Origin of the sequence: Leptolyngbya cf. ectocarpi LEGE 11479, from assembly GCF_015207065.1 — a bacterium.
In the GTDB taxonomy this organism is placed as follows: Bacteria; Cyanobacteriota; Cyanobacteriia; order Phormidesmidales; family Phormidesmidaceae; genus Leptothoe; species Leptothoe ectocarpi.
On the sequence record NZ_JADEXP010000032.1, the window covers coordinates 14,273 to 30,711 of the forward strand.

13 protein-coding genes and 1 pseudogene are annotated in these 16,439 nt (G+C 47.6%); 3 read left to right on the forward strand and 11 right to left on the reverse strand.

Features of this window, described 5'->3' with window-relative positions; all coding sequences use genetic code 11:
- Positions 1-2: 2 nt before the first annotated feature.
- Both IQ260_RS06005 and phnD read right to left on the reverse strand, forming a co-directional pair.
- Positions 3-3,128, reverse strand: coding sequence for a BTAD domain-containing putative transcriptional regulator (locus IQ260_RS06005; protein ID WP_193991785.1), 3,126 nt, complete (start codon positions 3,126-3,128; stop codon positions 3-5).
- 165 nt (positions 3,129-3,293) lie between these two features.
- On the reverse strand, positions 3,294-4,313 hold the full coding sequence (phnD, locus tag IQ260_RS06010) for a phosphonate ABC transporter substrate-binding protein (RefSeq protein ID WP_193991787.1): 1,020 nt from the start codon (positions 4,311-4,313) through the stop codon (positions 3,294-3,296).
- A gap of 105 nt (positions 4,314-4,418) precedes the next feature.
- Between phnD and IQ260_RS06015 the strand changes: the two genes are divergently transcribed.
- The gene (locus IQ260_RS06015) at positions 4,419-4,574 is read left to right on the forward strand and encodes an alpha/beta fold hydrolase (protein WP_193991789.1); all 156 of its coding nucleotides are present in this window, start codon (positions 4,419-4,421) and stop codon (positions 4,572-4,574) included.
- On the opposite strand, the gene IQ260_RS06020 is transcribed toward IQ260_RS06015, so the two are convergent.
- The 5 genes from IQ260_RS06020 to IQ260_RS06040 all read right to left on the reverse strand — a co-directional run bounded on the left by IQ260_RS06020 (position 4,571) and on the right by IQ260_RS06040 (position 9,093).
- Complete coding sequence (locus tag IQ260_RS06020) at positions 4,571-4,723, reverse strand: hypothetical protein (RefSeq protein ID WP_193991791.1); 153 nt, start codon at positions 4,721-4,723, stop codon at positions 4,571-4,573. The two genes, IQ260_RS06015 and IQ260_RS06020, sit on opposite strands and share 4 nt — an antisense overlap.
- A gap of 264 nt (positions 4,724-4,987) precedes the next feature.
- Complete coding sequence (locus tag IQ260_RS06025) at positions 4,988-5,677, reverse strand: hypothetical protein (RefSeq protein WP_193991793.1); 690 nt, start codon at positions 5,675-5,677, stop codon at positions 4,988-4,990.
- Between the two features lie 93 nt (positions 5,678-5,770).
- A complete protein-coding gene (locus tag IQ260_RS06030; RefSeq protein ID WP_193991804.1) occupies positions 5,771-7,756 on the reverse strand; it encodes a calcium-binding protein in 1,986 nt (661 codons plus the stop codon).
- Positions 7,757-8,057: 301 nt separating this feature from the next.
- On the reverse strand, positions 8,058-8,579 hold the full coding sequence (locus tag IQ260_RS06035) for a GNAT family N-acetyltransferase (RefSeq protein ID WP_193991806.1): 522 nt from the start codon (positions 8,577-8,579) through the stop codon (positions 8,058-8,060).
- A 235-nt stretch (positions 8,580-8,814) separates the two neighbouring features.
- Positions 8,815-9,093 (reverse strand): hypothetical protein, encoded by a 279-nt coding sequence (locus IQ260_RS06040; RefSeq protein WP_193991808.1) that lies wholly within the window; start codon positions 9,091-9,093, stop codon positions 8,815-8,817.
- Between the two features lie 423 nt (positions 9,094-9,516).
- Here IQ260_RS06040 and IQ260_RS06045 point away from each other — a divergent pair, with 423 nt between their 5' ends.
- Both IQ260_RS06045 and IQ260_RS06050 read left to right on the forward strand, forming a co-directional pair.
- Complete coding sequence (locus IQ260_RS06045) at positions 9,517-10,584, forward strand: class I SAM-dependent methyltransferase (protein ID WP_193991810.1); 1,068 nt, start codon at positions 9,517-9,519, stop codon at positions 10,582-10,584.
- 320 nt (positions 10,585-10,904) lie between these two features.
- Positions 10,905-13,799 (forward strand): two-partner secretion domain-containing protein, encoded by a 2,895-nt coding sequence (locus tag IQ260_RS06050; RefSeq protein ID WP_193991812.1) that lies wholly within the window; start codon positions 10,905-10,907, stop codon positions 13,797-13,799.
- 88 nt (positions 13,800-13,887) lie between these two features.
- Here the strand turns inward: IQ260_RS06050 and IQ260_RS06055 are convergent, their stop codons facing one another.
- The 4 genes and pseudogenes from IQ260_RS06055 to IQ260_RS06070 all read right to left on the reverse strand — a co-directional run.
- Positions 13,888-14,604, reverse strand: a complete 717-nt coding sequence (locus tag IQ260_RS06055; RefSeq protein ID WP_193991814.1) for a DUF6585 family protein — start codon at positions 14,602-14,604, stop codon at positions 13,888-13,890.
- 12 nt (positions 14,605-14,616) lie between these two features.
- On the reverse strand, positions 14,617-15,315 hold the full coding sequence (locus IQ260_RS06060) for an ADYC domain-containing protein (RefSeq protein WP_193991816.1): 699 nt from the start codon (positions 15,313-15,315) through the stop codon (positions 14,617-14,619).
- A 61-nt stretch (positions 15,316-15,376) separates the two neighbouring features.
- Positions 15,377-15,604: a hypothetical protein gene (locus IQ260_RS06065; RefSeq protein ID WP_193991818.1), complete on the reverse strand. Its 228-nt coding sequence runs from the start codon at positions 15,602-15,604 to the stop codon at positions 15,377-15,379.
- A 234-nt stretch (positions 15,605-15,838) separates the two neighbouring features.
- Positions 15,839-16,439, reverse strand: a pseudogene (locus tag IQ260_RS06070) (hypothetical protein); the annotation flags it as partial.

Genomic DNA, 16,439 nt, shown 5'->3' on the forward strand with positions numbered 1-16,439 from the left:
ATTTATGAAGATAATATCTCAGCGATAGTCCCATTTTCCCATTGCTTTAGGGTCTGTTTAGCTTGATCTATCAGTCTCTGGGCACGGGCACTTAAGTTTTTGGAGGACAGTGTCTGCAGCGATTGTCTGTAGAGCTGTACGGCCTCGTCATCGTTTAGACGACAGGCACTGAGTACACATAGAGCATTAGCCACAGCTATATCATTGGGATGTTCAACAATGTTAGCGGCTTGGTGAGTCATTCTGGCATAGGTGAAAGCGGTTGCTCCGTCATCTTGCCGAAGGGCAATTTCAGTGCCATGACTGGCAATAAAACCTCGTTTACGTTGCGCATCCAGCTGATCAAGTTGGGTCAATGTCTCGGTCAGGGCAGTTTGAGTCTGTTTGTCTGAGGTGTTGCGATAGGTATGCAATGCAATTAAGGCTTCTGCAAAAGCAGCATCACTCCCCTTGGGCAAATTAGGTGCTAGTTTTAAGAGAGCCTGGGCATAGCTAGGCTCTGGCTGATGACTATCCCAGCTGGTCATAGCCAAATTATTTAAACAGTAACTCTCATTTAGCTGATCGCGTTGATTAAGTGTGTGGCTTTGAGACACTTGAAGGGCTGTTTTTAGGTGCTGACAAGCTAGGTCATAATCACCACGGTAACGATAAATACAGCCTAACCCCAAATCGATGTCACTAATAGATTCTCCTAACGGACTAGCGAGAGATTGGGCCTCCAACAAGATTGTTTCAGCCCGATCCATATCCTTTTCAATTTCAGCCAAACAGCATCCGTTTGCTGCCAAGCTTTCTGCTTGTAAGTGAGGCGTCGGTGGCAGGACATCAACCGCATCTAGACAGTGTTGATGGACATCGGTTAATTTACCTTGGGCGTACTTTAAAAAGGCGAGGGCCTGTCGTGCGGCGGCCTCTGCTTCTGCCAGGTTTAGACCCACCAGGTCCGAGAGCTGCTGTTGGATTTGAGCTTCTACGGTGGTTGCCTCTGAGGTGGACACACCGGCTAAAACCCTGGTGCGGAGAAGTTGGGCTGAGTAGAGGATGCGATCGCAGCTGGGCAAATAGTGACAATGCTCCAGCCCCTGATTGACCAGCTGAATCACATCGGTATAGGCAAACAGTTGCAAACTGCGATTTGCAGCTGTGACACTGGCCTTGGCTGCAAGGGCATGGTTGCCAGCCAGTCCGGCGTGATAGGCCACCTGGCTAGCCAGATCATCCTCTACGGTTTGAGCGTCTAACGTTTTAGCAAGCTGCCCATGAATGATGCGTCGTCGGGGCAACGATAGCTGAGCGTAGGCCCCCTGTCGCACCAAATCATGAACAAAATCATAGCTACCCTGCTCATCAAAACTGGTTGACGATACCGAATGCACTGGCTGCACAATCTGCTGTTGCTCCAACTGTTCTAGGGCTAGCAAAAACTGCATTGGCGGGTAGCTCGCTGCCAATGCCAAAGTCTCTGAGTTAAAACGTCGCCCCAGAGCGGCTGCCCAAGGAAGCAGATCCCTAGCAGCTCCATCTAACCGTTGCAAACGATCATCAATCAACCCGTATAAGTCGCTAGTTGCTTCAGTACTGGCCCGCGCGACTTCTAAGGCAAATAGGGGATTACCACCACTATCACCATAGATTTTTTGAGCATTCAGTGGGGGCGCTAAATCCCCAGATATCTCAGAATCAAGCAACGGTTTGACTAAACAAGAGATCGCATTAGCCGATAGAGGAGGAACAGCTACTTCCTGTAATCGTTTTGCTCGCCGCAGAGACGTTATCAAAGTGAGTACAGCTGTATTCTCTTGTAATTCTTGTTGTCGAGATGCACAAACAATTCGCAATGGCCCTTGCCCCATCAGGCGAAAAACATAGTGCAATAGAGCAGTTGAGGCCTCGTCCAACCAGTGAATGTCATCAAACAACAGTAGTAAAGGCCGTTCAGAACTAGCCACCTGAGCCAGACCCTGAACCATAGCATCTAATAATTGTCCTCGATTTTTTAAATCACTAGATGTATCCTCCAGCCCAGGTAAAAGATCAGATAAATTGGCTGCCCGCAGTAGATCTATCCATACACCATAGGAGCGCAATTGTTCAGCGGCAAATGCACTCCCCCAACAAATCTGCCAGCCATAGTGGATAGCCCTGTCAACTAGAGCTTCCAACAGGCGAGTCTTACCAATACCCGGCTCCCCCGTGAGTAATAAAAGAGGGGTAGGTTCTTCCAGGGGAGACAACAGCCATTGCTCCAACACACTAAAAAGCTGATCGCGTCCTACCATTGGGTTCTCAGCTTTTGGTGTCGGTGGAGACGGCGACAACGATGGGGATAGTTGAACCGGGATTATTGAGCCTGTTGTGGTTTTAGGAATAGCCTCAACAGTGTCTTCAGCGATTTCATCGGCTAACAATAGCTGTTGATAAATTCCAGCAGTAGTCGGGCTGGGATTCACTCCCAACTCTGTTTGGAGTGTGGTCATACATTGATGGTAAAGCTGCAGGGCCGTGGCTCGATCCCCCCTTTTCCCATAAAGCGTCATCAGGGTTTGGTAAGCGCCTTCCTCCAATGGTTCAGCATTTAACCATTGTTGTCCCATCTCAATTGCTTTGCTTATTTCTCCTCGGGTCTGTAGCTGTCGAGTCAGCTGAGCTAATGCATAGCTATAGGCTTTTCTGAGACGTTCTTGTTCAGGGTACAGCCAGTCCGCATCACAGTCTGGCCAAAGATCGCCTTGATAGGCCTGGATCGCGGTCTCTAAGGCATGAACAGTGCCAGAATCAGCCGCATCCGCTGCTAGGGAAGTTTCAAAAATGTCAAGATCGACGTCACAACGGATCTGAGGGTGCCAATGCAGGGTCTGTTTTGTAATAACTATTAAATGCTCAATGGTGGGGTAGGTCTGACGCAGATAATGCAGCTCTTTTCTTAGATTGGTGCGCGCCTGACTGTCGAGGGAATCTGGCCACAGATGTGCGGCGATACGGTGGCGGGACTGGGGGGCATGGCGATGTAAAATCAGGTAGGCGAGCAGGTGTTGCGATCGCAACCGCAGCTCTATCACCCCTTCTCCCTCTTGAACTAAGCGAAAACCGCCCAGCAAAGAAACCTTTAGCAACTGGGTTCCCACAAGTCAACACCTATAGCTTACAAAAGCATCAATGGACGTTGTAAGCTATTTTAGGAGAAAATTTAGAGCATACAACCTAGCTGATAAAATTAGTTGAAATTAGTTCTTGACGATTCCTTAGGGTATGGCAGGGGACTGTGCGACAGTCTGGCCTACTTATTAAAATCATTCAGTAATTTTAAGTGCCTTGAGCTGCTGGTTGAGTTGATCAATTTGTTGTTGCTTCACCGCGTCGCTCAGGCTCTGATTATTTTGAACATCTAGAATCTGCTTGCCAATGTCTAACTCTCGGATTGGATTCCAATCTTTATCCTCGGCTGGAATAAAGTCGGACCAGCCCATGGGGGTTAAAACGTCACTGTCTTGATAATCATAGAAAAATGTCCGAATATCGTTCTTTAAACAATCCGGCAAATCGCTACGATACGCCAGCGGTGCCGTAGGAATGATGGGTGAAGTCCAGATAACCTGAATTTTTTCGCGAGTCTCTGGGTCTAATTGCTCCATCATTTCTAGCGTTCCACTGTTGTTGGTGGCAACGTCTACTTGATCGTTTGCAGCCGCTAAAGCGGTTGCTTCGTGACTCCCTGAAAATACCAGCTCGTCAAAAGCCGTGTTGGGATCGATATTATTTTCGGCAAACACATATAGGCTGGGTACTAAATAGCCAGATGTAGAATTGGGGTCATTAAAGGCAAAGGTGAGGTCGCTGGCATTTTCGATAACATATTGGTCACCATTGCCTGCTTCTAGATCAATGCTTTTAAGGATAGGATTCTCTCGATTAGTAATCAGATGGGAATAATACCCTTGACTACCCTCAACACCAACCGCCCGCACAAATGCTTCGGCTTGGGAACGCTTAGCTGCCTCAATGTAGGCCTTACCTCCATACCAGGCCACCTGAATCTTACTTGCCCCCATGGCTTCGATCACACCAGCGTAGTCCGTCGCGTATAAGCCGTTGACCGGGCGTCCAATAGCCTCAGCCATGACGGCCAGAAGAGGTTCCCACTGTTGTTTAAGATTGGCTTGGGACTCGGAAGAGCTAATGCCAAATTCTAATTCAGCAAACTCAGGGGCACACATGTTGTTGGTTGGCTGTGACGCCGATGGTGAACAGCTAACTAACAAAAGTACGCCTAGCAGACTGTTGATTCTAGGCAAGAACTGTTGTTTTAACATGGTGCATTTCCTCTCTTGGTGATGGCAAATTAACTCGGATCTATGTTTTTGACTAGCAGACAGATCACAATTAAATTAGCGGTAGACTATCTTGAGGCTAACCAAATGGCTTGTTATCTTTTCATTCATGGCAATCGTCATGGTAAGTGGGCCTGGGCGCAAGTGGTTGATCTACTTGAACGTCGTGGTCATCGTGCCCATGCTATAGATTTACCAGGGCATGGGAATGATACTACACCGCGACATACGGCGAATGATTAGTAGACTCCACGGCGTGCTGCTCCTCGACCACGACCTCGCTGAGGCACTACTGGCTGTTGCTGTACGGGTCGAGCTTGGGATGTGGTCTGCTCATCCGTAGAGCCACAAAGATGACTGAGATCCACCATCTGGCCAGTTTCCGTTTGCATAAAGCACACGGGGGTATATGAGGGAGGAGGAGATTTTGCCATGGCAGCCATAGCACTTATGGCAACCAGGCTACTTGCGACCCAAAGTCTTAGAAATATGGTCATTAGATATTCCATGATAGTGTCGGATAACTGTCGAAAAACTTAGGAAATGTGCCCTTGCTAATAAGAGAGGATGCAAGGGCACATGCTTTACTCGGAGGCTGATTGGGAAGTGCCGAGTAAAACGCTGCATTGGCCAAGATTTAAAACCGTCGCTGAGATTTACTGCTCCACAGCCAGTTCAAATGTTAAATTCACCCCTTCTGAGGTGTTAAAGCCAAGGAACTTCTGAACAGCCTCACCACCAGCATTGCTATAGCGACCAGTTCCCCCAGTAATAGCTCGAGCCACGGGTACACCCACATCGGCAATTTCCCAACCATCACTGACAATGGTGTTGTTCCCTAGTTCTTGACCAAAGTTATACAGTTGCTGAGTAATGACAAACTCTCCACTGCTGGCGACTGCCCCTTCTTCACTAATAATCCAGCCGCGACAGACCCATCGTCCTTGCACCAGTGCTGGAAACTCAGGGCTACCGTCGGCATTGACGCCGTTACTACCATTGAGGGTACCAGCTGGGTAAATATAGCCCTGGGTAACAAACGAATTGCCATAGGCAGGAAAGCCATTACTCAGTAGGGGAGCATCATCAAAGACAAATCGAGTTGCATCCTCTGCCACATCAAATCGTAATACTTGAGTGCGGCTGGAAGGACGATTACTCTTAGTTTGAATACTGGATATTTCTGTTGCACCTACAATGTTTTTTTGAGGTGTCTGATCAGTAGTCGCCATGGCACCGCTACACACTGTTAATGTGGCCGCTGTTGCAACGATGGTAGCGACTAGATTCTGCTTACAAACGCGATTGGCAATTTTAACAAGCTTGGTAGATGTTTGGAAAATCATGATTTGTCTCCTTAATAGCTAGTGCGTAATTAAAAAAGTTGGAACAGTTAGAACGGTTGAGCTGATGTCCCTAATGGTTGAGATACTTCAGACCTAAACAGCAAACGTGAATGCTTCGGGCGTAGCAGCAAAGCCGAAGGTTTCAGTGGTCTGACCCACTACAGAGCCCACTAGATCGCTGCCGTCAGCACGGATAATATCGACACCGAAGAGAGTCTCATTGACTACAAAGTCCTGGAGAATATACTCTTCTTTGCTGCCGTTGAGAACAATGCGATCGCCCTCTGACAAACTAAAGTCCAAAATGGCCGCGTGGTCCACATCACCTTCACCCAGGTAGAAGGCAGTTTCGGCATTACCCAGTACAAAAAAGTCTGCACCGCCGCCGCCCGTAAGCTGATCAAACTCTCCGAATCCGGGCATACCGGCAACAGGATCAACGCCAATGAGCACATCATTGCCCCCGGTGCTGCCTGTGTCCGCTTCTACCGAGTCGCCAAAGAGTTCATCGTCTCCTAGGCCACCGATCAGCAGATCATTGCCGCCAATAGCCTGGTCCGCCAGAATAAAGGCATCACCAACAAGAACATCATTATTCGAGGCATCTGTGTCGGCTGTCAGGGCACCCAGGAGATCACCGACAACTAGATCATTTCCTCCTCGGGCATTGTCTGACAAAATAAAGGCGTCGCCAGAGACAAAGTCGCTACCGTCGTCACCAAAGACAGCGTCATTGCCACCACGGGTTTTGCCACTCATGGAAAAAGCATCGCCATAGACATCGTCATCGCCTGAGCCCCCTTCCAGCAGGTCATCCCCACCCCGGGCTCTCAGACTTATACGCTGACCATCGCCAAAGACCTCATCGCTGCCATCACCACCGAGGATGGTATCCCCACCGCCCTGGGCTCGGTCAGTAAGGGAGCCATCGCCCTGAAGCTGGTCATCGTCGTTGCCGCCTGCGATGCGATCGCTACCTCCAATGGCGCGATCGCTTAGGGAACCATCCCCTTGAATAAAGTCAGCGCCATTACCACCATTAAGCTGGTCGTCGCCGCCCCTGGCCCTATTCTTTAGGCTTTCAGCATCGCCAAAAATATCGTCGTTGCCATCATTGCCATCAATAACATCGGCCCCTCCACGGCCCCGATCTTTGATCAGACGGGCATCGCCAAAGAGACTGTCATTGCCGTTTTCTCCTTCAATAATGTCGTTATTGCCACGGGCACGGTCACGAATCAGGTTAGCATCGCCGATGAGAGTGTCATCCCCTAATGCACCAAAAATTACGTCCCGTCCGCCAATAGCCCTATTTCTCAAGGTGGCCGCATCGCCAAAGACAACATCGCTGCCCCCTTGGGCAAAGATAATGTCGTTACCACCGGTCTCTTTACGAGACAGATCTTTATCCGTATCCCCAAAAATGGTGTCAAACTCTGCGGTGCCTAACAGGATATCGCTGAGTAAGGAACCAATAATCGGTTGGTTAGGCCCAGTCGGTTCATCCATCGGTTCATCCATAGCAAGCTCCATAAAAGACTCTTCGGTTAATTTGGTCGTATCAACACCCTCAAGCACAGCCAGCACTTCGGCACCCACCAAAATGCGGTTATCGCTGAAGGTGAGGTCATCAAAGGTGAGGCCATTAGCTAAGCCAATAACATCAACCCCCACTTGAAAATCTGTAATGGTGTCAGTGCCCTCATCCATGGAAACAACAAAGGTGTCGTGCCCACTGCCACCAGAGTTGTCATCGCCTGTCAATGTGTCATTGCCAGGACCGCCATTGATCAGATCGTCGCCGTCATCGCCCCAGATCTGATCGTCGCCAGCATCACCAAATAGCTGGTCATTGCCACCTTTGCCGCCGATACGGTCATCGCCATCGCCACCAAAGATAGTGTCATTGCCACCGATACCTACCTGGGCATCACGGGAGTTGAGATCGCCCCTGAGAGTGTCATCACCACCCTCACCAAAAATTGTCTGGTCACCAAGGCCACCGGCAATCGTATTTGCCCGATCATCTCCCACAATGACTGTGGGCGCATTTGTTGACTGTCGTATTGCAGAGTTCATAGCATTCTCTAAAGCAAGCTGAGCAATGGTTCAATGGCTCAGGGTTGAGCCATTGAACCCGAAAAGACGAGCCCAAACAGCTGTCGTTTGAAACGAATAAACCTAATATTGGAAAGCAGCAGTGCGTTTGTTGTTGTCATCACGACCTCCGGATTACATACCATAATCAACATAGAAGTCTGGCCGTTTCAAAAACGTTCTGCAGCCGTTCCCCAGGAATGTAATCTAGGAATGTGTGCCACAACACCAGAAATGAGCTGATATGAGCTGATATCTCAGCATCTCTGTATTGGCGACTTCCTCATAGATGCAAAATCTTTCTCATATAAATACTGGCGGTAGCATGGTAGGTTTGCCGATACATCTCCTCGTAGCCAAGGGACGTGTAAAGGCGAATATTACCGACCATGATCTCATTGGTATGGAGCCAGATTTCACTGTAGCCAGCCCGTTGGGATTGTTGCTCTGCATGATGTAGCAGACCTTTACCCAACCCTCGTCGTTGCCAGGTAGGGTGCACAGCCAGATTGCTAATGTGAAAATGGTGGTCACAGGACGCTAGTACCAGTACAGCAACGAGTGTTTCATTCTCTTCAACAACCCATACTTGATCCTGATGGATGACCTGGCGATAGTCCCGCCGTATGGTGCGGGGCGTACCACCAATCTGGGGAATATACTTGTCAAAGGCTAGCTGCGTTAGCTGCTTAATTCCATGGGCATCCTTGGGGATAGCTGGCCTCAAAGTTAACCCAAGTTTGTCATACGAGGATTCTGAAGCCGTTTGCGGGTGGTGAGGCCCATGGTCGCTAGAGTCAGGCATCCCTGCAACCTATGGCAAGATTTGATGGACAATATTACTAACATCTCCTTCCACAGGTTCGAAGATGCGATCAACAGGTAAGGTTAGAGCCCAACAAATCATTGGAGTGACCAGTGTAATGGCCATCGAAAATATGACAACGAGTCGAAGTCCTTGAATTTGGCCAGGAGACATTTTTTATTCCTCAGGTGGTATGGAGTATCAGGTTCACCGATACCCCTTTATCGGTTTTTAGCTACGAAACATCCATTAAAGACTCAACACCATTTTCAGGGAAAGTTGTTGTTGAGGTTAGGGCTTCTAGCTTGTCAGCCTTATTGCGAGTGTCCATGTTGTCTAGTCTTAGCTGATGAAGGCCAGGCTGTTTGATCTCTTCTTTTTTATTGCGTATATCCAGATTCTCGATATAACGCTGATGCATGGTTGGTTCAGCAATCTCAGCTGCATGAGCAACGGTCGTAATAGCAGTTGTTGCTATCAAAAATGATATAGTGGAAAACAGGTAACGTTTCATAGTCAGGTCCTTATAAGTGGTCAAACGTTATTTCGGGTGGAAGGCATGTCGTGAGTGCATTTCCTTCACACTTCTAAGACTAAACAAAAACTTTGTGTTTGTCGTTACATAAAAACTCACTAGTTCTAGAAGATGAGATTTTGCGCTATAAATAGCTGTTGTGAAAAGGCTGAACACAGTAGGCTTTTTATGAGATATCTGTTGTAAAGTGCCCTCTTTTAGAAGGGTAGGTGTTGGAAGTAGAAGGGGTCTTGACAACTGTGGGGTATTTGCCTTTCCTCGAATATTTGTGAGGAACATCGAGCAGGCAAACCTCATATAACCTCATTGAGCTGGATGGCTTTGAGTACGGAACGCATTGGGAACGGTGATAGAACGTCGGCTTCGCTAAGGTTTGACTATCTTCGTTATATAGAACTCATCATGACAGTTTCTCAAGTTGACCTGACGGAAGCGTTTGCCGAGCGCATGCTGGACATGCTTAATAGCGCGGCTTTAGCCTTGATGACCTCCATCGGACATCGGACCGAACTCTTTGATGCGATGGCTGAGCTACCCCCGTCCACATGCCAGCAGATAGCAGATGCCGCTGGATTACATGAGCGCTATGTGCGGGAATGGCTAGGGGCTATGGTGACAGGAGGTTTCATCGTCTATGACACGGAACAGGATACCTATTTCCTACCCCGTGAACATGCTGCTGTTCTGACCCGTGCGGCCAGCCCTGATAACATTGCCGCATTTGCCCAATATATTCCGCTGCTGGGGTCTGTGGAAGATCCGATTATTGACTGTTTTTATAAGGGGGGCGGTGTGCCCTATGAGCAGTTTAAGCGTTTCCATCCGGTGATGGCAGAAGACAGTGGACAAACAACAGTGTCAGCTTTGATGGACCATGTGTTGCCCATCGTGCCTGGATTGATGTCCTTATTACAGCAAGGCATTCAAGTATTGGATTTGGGCTGCGGTAGCGGTCGTGCCCTCAACAAAATGGCTAAACTGTTTCCCAACAGTCAGTTTCGAGGGATTGATCTATCAGAGAGTGCGATCGCAACTGCCCGTAAAGAAAGTCAGTATCGTGCGCTGCCCAATATCCAATTTGACGTACAAGATGCCACCCAATTTGATGCCGTTGAACAGTATGACCTGATCACCACGTTTGATGCCATTCATGATCAGGCCCATCCCGATATTGTTCTAAAAAATATTTATCGCGCCTTAAAACCAGACGGTGTCTACCTGATGCAAGATATCCGCGCCACTACCAATGTGGCAGGCAATATGGATCATCCCGCCGCCCCTTTTCTCTACACCGTTTCCTGTATGCACTGTATGACGGTTTCCCTGGCCCAGGGGGGTATGGGGTTAGGAGCCATGTGGGGTAAAGAAAAAGCCCTATCCATGCTCAAAGAAGCTGGCTTTACCCAGGTCACCATTAAACAGTTAGAGCATGATTTTCAGAACTACTACTACATTATCCATAAAGTTTAAGCACAGTTTCAGGAGGACATTCAAATGTGTGCCATTTGCTCGGTAGCCCAGCGTGTTCAAAAGCATCGCAAAAATATAAGCCGTTGGCCAACAACAGAACAACTGACCCACACCATCTTGCTAAATTCATCTGCATCCAAGAGCAAGAAGCTCTCCTACTACAGTGATGCCCATTTAGCTGCGATTTTGGAACATGATAACGTACTACTAAATGATTCTCTGAATCAATAGGCTAAGGGCATAGAGGATTGCTAATATCCATTGACAGTCATCTTAACTGTCCATTACGTTAGTCCCAAGTCCTCTCAGGTCTCAATGTAATGAAACCCTACCCCCGTCAACTCAGAAGGTCTGCAGCTGGAAGTACCTTAGTGGCAACGTGTGGGTTTGCGCTCTCAACCACTCTCATCTACGTATTTCCTCAGCTATCCAGTGCTCAAATCATTCCAGACGGCTCCTTAGGCGCAAATCCATCAGTTGTGGTATCCGAAAGCGCTATTCGCACTCGTATTGATGGCGGGGTCCAACAAAACACAGCTTTGTTTCACAGCTTCCAAGACTTCAATATTGATGCTGATAACAGCGTTTACTTTGCAAATCCAGCAGATGTCGAAGCGATTTTCACCCGTGTTACTGGCACAAATCTCTCACAGCTAGACGGTACTCTTGGCGTATTAGGCACTGCGGATCTATTCTTGCTCAACCCCAACGGTATCATCTTTGGTCCTGACTCCCATTTAGATATCAGCGGTTCACTCACTGCCAGTACGGCAGGAAGCTTTGAGTGGTCTGACGGCAGTAGTTTTAGCGCGGTTGACCCAGCTATACCGCCTACGCTTACCGTTAGCCTGACTCCTGGTGTCCAGCAGGGGCTGTCAGAGCGTTCAGCAGACATTATTCAAGCAGGACAGCTCACGGTTGGACAAGATTTATTGCTTGTAGCCGACAATATTGATTTGCAAGGACGTCTAGAAGCAGGGCGAGATATGACCTTGACTGCATCGGATACGCTGCAGGTACGTGACGGTGCAGGTAGGCTGTTTGGTATAGTCGCGGACCGTAACACAACAATCAACACAGGTGAACAGGTAATTCTCAAAGACTCTGTGGTGGCTAATGACATTAAAATCACTACAGGTTCATTAACAGCGACTGACGGCGCTCGGTTAGTCATTTTTTCCCTAGGAGGTATTGAATCAGGTAACGTCAATATTACTGCCGACGGAACAGTCATATTTGCAGGAGAAAATACCCAAGAAGTCAGCGGCATCGAAAACCGCGTACCTTTTGATGGGACGATAGATGCAGGAGATATCTCAATTACTGCTAATCGTCTAGAGCTTCTAAACGGTGCTGTTATCTCTGCCTCAACAAGTGGAGAAGGCGATTCGGGAAAAGTCACTATCGCGATTAGCGAAACTACTCTACTAGAAGGAGAAGATAGCTCTGGTTTTGGTAGTGGTATCTTTAGTCAGGTAAATTCTGCAGGACGTGGAAATTCTAGAGGTATCTTTTTATCAACAGGAATATTGACTATCCGAAACGGCGGAGAAATATCAGCAACCTCCCGTGGACAAGGTGATGCAGGAACCATTCAGATCATTGTTCGTGATATGACCTCATTGGATGGTTTTAGTAGTAGGGGACTGGAGAGTGGGATATTCAGCAATACAGATATTTTTAGAGGCAGAAGACCTATCGGAGATGCAGGCAACATTTTTATTTCTACCGGTTCACTGTCGTTGACTAATAATGCGTTTATTAGTTCAAATGCTTTTGGTATAGGTAAGGCAGGGAGTATTACTATCCAAGCAAGAGATAATATTGTGCTCGTTGGTAGTTTTGAAAGAAGTGCAACCACTCAAAGTAGTAGTATCAATACTCAAGTGGCCGATACGGCTATCAGTCCGGAAGGGGGCAATATCTCGATTACGGCTCGCTCTTTAGATATCATTAATGGGGGTCGTATTGGAGCAAGTACGTTTGGCAAAGGAAACGCTGGCAATATTAGCATTAATGCAAGTGAGTCAATTTCGCTAGAAGGGGTAGATGGCTTTCCTGCCGATGGCATTTTGAGCGCAGTTTATTTTGATGCAACTGGAGACGGAGGAGAAATCAGCATCAACACTGGTTCACTAAGCTTGTCCAATACAGCAGGAATTCAATCATTCACTCAGGGTGAAGGAAATGGTGGACAAATTATTGTTAACGCTGACACTATGGAGATAACGACAGGAGGGCGATTGATTTCCTCGACCTTCAGTAGTTCTAATGCGGGATCCATTCAGGCTCATATCACTGATAGTTTGACTATTATTGGTGAGGATAGCGGTGTTTTTGCAGAAGCTGATGTTGGCTCTACAGGCAATGCAGCCAGTATCTTTATCGATCCAAGACTGATAACCCTGCGTGACAGTGCAACCATTGGGGTCAGAAATCAAGGTACAGGTATTGGCGGAAATGTTGGGTTGGTGTCAGATCAGCTTATACTCGACAACAACGCTTCTATTTCTGCAGAAACCGCTAGTAACCAAGGGGGAAATATCACTCTTCTGATCGATGATTTGGTGCTGTTACGAAATAGCAGTAATATTTCTACAACCGCAGGAACTGCTGGAGCTGAGGGCGACGGTGGCAATGTCACCATTGACACCAACTTTTTAGTCAGTCCGTTCGATGAGGATAACAATATCACTGCCAATGCAGACTTAGGGCGGGGAGGACGCATACAAATTACAGCGTCAGGTGTTTACGGTATTGAGAATCAGGCTAATGAAATACCTGTACGCAACGACATTACCGCTAGTTCTAATGCCAATCTCGACGGCGAGGTGAATGTTAATACCCTTGACCTTGACCCTACTCGCGATACAACCCGGTTACCCAGTGATACCGGTGCACCGGCCATTAGCCAACGCTGTAATCCTGGCCAGGGTGTATCTAGTTTTGTGGCGACAGGTCGTGGAGGTGTTCCTTTAGGACCAGAAGATGCGATCTCACCCCAAACCCTTTGGGAGGAACTCTACACACCCAGTTCTCAAGATACTGCCAGCGAAGCCTCCCCCACTTTAAGTACAGACACTCCTACAGCGCTATTTACAGAGGCCCAGAGTTGGGATGTTAATGCTGAGGGAGATATTGTTTTAACTGCAGGCAAAAACCATCCCTCCCCGCGCCGCACAGCTATCTCCCCAACCTGCTCACTGGCCGACTGATGAGAGATAGCTATGAACAACAGCTAATGGGGTACTGGATACCGCTCCAAAATAATTTGCCCTGGGAGTATGGAACTTGATATTGATCCTATTGGCTAAAGTATTCAGTCAACGCAAAAAACAAAAAGAGATTAGGAAATTTATTACGGTGAAATCTTGCCCAAAAGCTGTCTTGATTTTTTTGATGGATATCGAGACAGTTAACGGTAAATTTGCTCGTTTTGAGGGTATTAATTTTCGCATACTGAAAATCTTGCCAGGAAAGTTGCTTGTTACGTAACGTCAGCCCCTTAGCACTGAGACAAAGATTATCAAACGAAATCGATTCTCCATTTTCTAGGTCCGAGAGGTGTCGTTGCAATTGACTCGCAAGCATACCCTCCTGGATGGCCTCACCCAGCTGATTTGTACTTGCTACTTCAATGCCAAATTTGAGACACCCACCGGTTTGGGTATGGACCGTATAGTCATGGAATCGCTGTCCCATAACAGTGTTAATCGCCATATAGACTTTTCTAATGTCAGCATAGTGCAGCACTACAGCTTTATTCTGACGGTTATCTACTAAACCTTTTTCATAGAGAGTTAGAATTGGTTGAGAACTCTTTAAACGCTGAAAGCTACGCTGGACAAACCAAAGATGAGCAACAAAAGCAGGAATACCAATAATAGTTAGGACAGCAATAAGGCTAAGGGGTAATAGAGTTCCCCATAACGTCACTAAAAGTTTGGCTCGTTTTTTATTCCATCCAAGTTCGCCAATAAGATAACCCAGTTCAGCTGTGGGGGCTGTTGTCATTTGCATGGGTCAATACTCCTAGGGGTTAATAAATGAATCGTTTAACAGCAATATCTGAGGCAGTTCTTGAAACAGAGTTTCTGGGTTACTGACGTCTTCCTGGTGTTGACTCAATCGTTCAGGACAGGTTTGTTGTACCTGTTTCCAGCTGTCCGCAAATCGTGTGCGGTTGATCACAACAGCACCCTCTGGCCCCCAAGCTGCTTCAAAAACAAGACCTGCAGCCTCTTCAGAGGTCTGAATATTAAGGCGGTCATATAGGTTGATAATGGTGCCTTCCTGGGTGTAGCTAATGCCATCACCACAGTAGTCAGCCCGCAACATGCGCACGCAGGCTTGGTGATAATCGCGCATGTCTACGCCTTGAACCGTTTGCCAGGGTCGATAGCCTAAGAGAACACATTTAGCCAGGGTGCCGCCTGTACAGGCAAAGGTCACCGCCTCATTGGCAATGTGACTTGCCGTAGCATCCCACTCACCAGAGAGAGGAATCGCCTGGGCCTTACCACCAGACGCAGTCGGGTTGCAAACAGTCTGCCAGTGTCCCTCTTTAGTCTGATATTGCACCGTATAAAGGTAGGTCTCTTGTTGAGGATCACTGGTGTCTAAAACAGGTTCCATCACCCTGACAGGCAGGTCACTACCATCATCACCTGTAATAAATGGAGGCACCGGACGCTCTTGGCCATCAACAATCAGCGTGGTTTGTGATGCCATGGATAGGGGTGGCATTCCTACAGAAAGGAGAGCAGCCACAGCTGCAGGAATCGATAAAAATCTAATCATTACAAGTGAGACCTTTATCGGCCTGTCCATCCAAAGACGTGCTGTTCATCCTAATGCCTTTATGGGGCTGTCCATTATCGGAATGCCCATCAAGGGACGAGCTATTGAGCGTGATACCTTTGTGTGTGGCAATCGCGACATCGGCACTACCCACAAACAATGCACTGATGGTACTGAAACTCAATGAGATCGCAGCCTGACGCAGCTTGAAATTATACATGGTGAGTATTCTCAACGTTGGTTGAACTTGATAATTCACATAGGTAACAACTATCTTGTTTGCCTACGATTCAACCATAGAGAACTATTTAACGGCTGTCGTTACAGAAAATGTCTGGAGTCTGCGCTAGCAGTGGTTACGGAAAATGTCTGGTGATCGGTCTATTGGACTGATAAGAGGCTGGCTCGAAACTAGAATACCCGTAGATCGAGTTTCGATACCGGAGACTATCAGTCAGGGTTTTATATAAGACCAGAAACGTTTAGTCTTTTTCTGAAGCGAACGACTTGTCTGAGTCAATAAATTTGGTTTGCGTAAGATCGATGGTCTTTGCTCTGGCTGGCTGGCAAAACGATAGTGCAGAAAGAGGTGTTTGAAGGGAATATCGACATCCTCACCCCGGCAAAGTCTGGCAAAGTCAGTCGATGAATAGCCCATATAATGAATGCGATGAATCGGTTTCATCCCCTGTTGGTTATATAAAACCTGATCAACAGCAACAAAGGGGTCGGCATTGGCACAGTTACCGGTACGTTCTTGGCCATCGGTACTACGGGTAAAATTAAACAGGGGACGCTCAGCTCGTAGCGTCATGTAGTTAAACAAAAAGGCATCGTCCCACCAGCCTTGACCGTTGATCCAAACAGCTTCACCCTGATTAACTAACCGGTTAGAAAGACTGTCAAGCTCTTCATGGTTAAAAAGACCGCGTTTCGAGCCCCAAAAGCTAGAACAGTGCAGATGAACCCGAATATCCTCCGCTGTCAGGAAGCCTGTTTTTTCGATCAATGGAATATTGAGGGCGGCGTTAGCAGCTGGCTTAGCATGTTCCCAG